The sequence below is a fragment of the Hyphomicrobiales bacterium genome (assembly GCA_030688605.1).
Classification (GTDB): Bacteria; Pseudomonadota; Alphaproteobacteria; order Rhizobiales; family NORP267; genus JAUYJB01.
Window position 1 is genome coordinate 1 of the sequence record JAUYJB010000078.1, and the last position, 2,668, is coordinate 2,668.

At 64.2% G+C, this 2,668-nt stretch carries 2 protein-coding genes; both read left to right on the forward strand.

Annotated elements, in window-relative coordinates:
- The coding region (locus Q8P46_09235) for an SDR family oxidoreductase (protein MDP2620344.1) at positions 1–644 on the forward strand (644 nt) is incomplete at its 5' end.
- A gap of 237 nt (positions 645–881) precedes the next feature.
- A partial coding sequence (locus Q8P46_09240; protein MDP2620345.1) for an acetate--CoA ligase family protein occupies positions 882–2,668 on the forward strand: 1,787 nt, incomplete at its 3' end.

Below are 2,668 nucleotides of genomic sequence, written 5' to 3' on the forward strand. Positions count from 1 at the left end.
AAGCGCTCGGCGCGGACGCTACGCTGTGTCCGGCGGATGTCTCGATCGATACCGACTGCCGGCGGCTGGCCGAGACGGCGCTCAAGCAATGGGGTCGCATCGATGTACTCGTCAATTCAGCGGGGACGACCAAATATGTCAGCCATTACGATCTGGAGGGGCTGTCGGCCGAGGACTTCATACGCATCTTCTCGGTCAACACGCTGGGCCCGTTTCAAATGGCGCGGGCGGTGGCGCCGCACATGAAGGCGCGCGGCGAAGGAGCGATCGTGAACGTTTCTTCGACGGCGGGGCTCCGCGGCACGGGCAGCTCCATTGCCTACGGTGTCTCCAAGGCCGGTCTCAACGTCCTCACGCAATCCCTCGCGCGCGTCCTCGCTCCGGAGATTCGCGTCAACGCCGTCTGTCCCGGATTCATTCAGGGACGATGGCTGAAAAACGCCCTGGGCGACGCTTACGAGGAGCACAAGGCGCACTGGGAGGCGAGTTCCCCTCTCAGGAAGGCGGCGACAGCGGAGGAGGTGGCCGCCACGATCCTCTGGCTGGTCGAGTCGGCGGTGCTGATGACGGGCCAGACGATCGTCACCGATGTGGGCATGACGCTCGGCACCGCCGGCAGCGGCGTCATGGGGAAGCGGCGATGAATTTGAGGGCGCTCGGACTCGGATACTACACCGCGGAGGCGCGGAGGACGCGGAGTAAAGAGTTTTCGGTTAAGAAATTCTCCGAACTCTGCGAACTCCGAGCCCCTGCGGTAAAATATTGATGGCGTCTTTGGTTGCGTCTCAGCCGCGCGGGGCCTCAGTGGTGAATACGCCTTCACAGCGAACCTGGAAAGGCCGAAATTAACAACCGCGATAATTCGCGGCGGAGACATTTTTGTGAACGACATTTTAGAGAAACTTTTTTATCCCAAGGCGGTCGCCATCATCGGCGCCTCCAACGACGCCATGAAGATCGGCGGCCGGCCCATCGCGCACAACCGCGAGCTCGGCTATTCCGGTCGCATTTATCCGGTCAATCCGGGCGCCACGGAAATTCAAGGCTGGAAGGCTTATCCTGCCGTCCAGGAAATCCCGGACGAACTGGACTGCGCCATCATTGCGGTGCCGGCCGCGTCCGTGCCGGCGGCGGTGGCGGGCTGCGCCGAGAAGCGCGTACCGCTGGTCATCGTGCTCAGCTCCGGCTTCGCCGAACAGAGCGAGGAGGGGCGCATAGTTCAGGATCGTCTTGTTGCCGTCGCGCGCGCCGGCGGCACGCGCCTGCTCGGTCCCAATACCATGGGCGGCGTCAGCATCGACGGCTCGTTCAGCGCGACCTTTACCAGTCTGACGCAAAGCCAAGGAACGGAAGGCTGGCCCCGGCGCGGCAATGTCAGCGTGGTGAGCCAAAGCGGCGCGATCGGAACACAAATTCTGGTTTTGCTGCGCGAGCGTGGCATCGGGGTGGCGAAGTGGGTGTCGACGGGCAACCAGTGCGATATCGATGTTGCCGATTGCATCGAACATCTCGCCAACGACGAAGTGACCCGTGTTATCGCCGTTTATTTGGAGGGCATCGTCGACGGCGGCCGTCTCAGGCATGCTTTTGAATCGGCGCGCCTACGCAAAAAGCCGGTGGTCATGCTCAAGGTCGGCGAATCGGCGATCGGCGCCTCGGCCGCCGCCTCTCATACGGCGTCCCTCGCCGGCGCTGCCGACGTGTATAGAGCCGTCTTCCGCCAGCACAACGTCTTTGCCGCGCAGTCGCTTCAGGAACTCGTCGATGTGGTTGCCGCCTGCCGCGCCGGCCACTTTCCGGAGCGCGCCGAGTTGGCCGTTACCAGCGGCTCGGGCGGGATCAGCGTGATTGTCGCCGATGCCAGCGCCCGCTGCGGTCTCGCCTTGCCCGAGGTGCCGGCGGAGACGCAGCGCAAACTGAAAGCGCTGGTGCCCTACGCCACGACGCGCAACCCGGTAGACATGGCGACCTCCGGCATGCGCGACATGGAGCAGGTAGCGCAGGTCCTCGACATGCTGTTGGAGGAGGGGAACTATCCCGCCGCGTTCACCTACCTCTCCCATAACGGGATGGTGCCCAAACGAATGGAAGTGTTGGCGCGCCACCTGTCGCCCGTGCGCGAGAAATTTCCCGACCGGGTCATCGGCATCGTTGCCAATATGTTGCCGGAGTGGCGCGACCGGTTTCAGGATCAGGGCTTTATCATTTACGAAGATCCGGCCCGGGCGATCGCGGCGATCGCCGCGCTGTGGCGGATCGGGCGCGGCTTTTTAAACGCCGGCGCGCAGGAACAACCGCTGGCGCTGACCGACAGGGTTGAGGCGCCGGAGGCGGGTCGAGGCGGCGAGCAGGCGGCGAAACGAGTGGTGGCATCGATGGGCATTCCCGTCGTCGAGGAGCGGCTAGCCCGTTCCGGCGCGGACGCGGTGGACGCCGCCAAAGCTCTCGGAAAAGCGGTCGTTCTCAAGATCGCCTCGCCGGCAATTCCGCACAAGTCGGACATCGGCGGCGTGCTCATCGGCCTGCGCTCCGCCGACGAGGTTGCGACCGGTTACGATACGCTGATGGCGCGCGCGAGGGAAGCCACGCCGATCGCTCGGATCGACGGCGTGTTGGTTTCGCCCTTGATCGAAGGCGGCGTGGAGACCATCGTCGGCGTCAAGCGCGA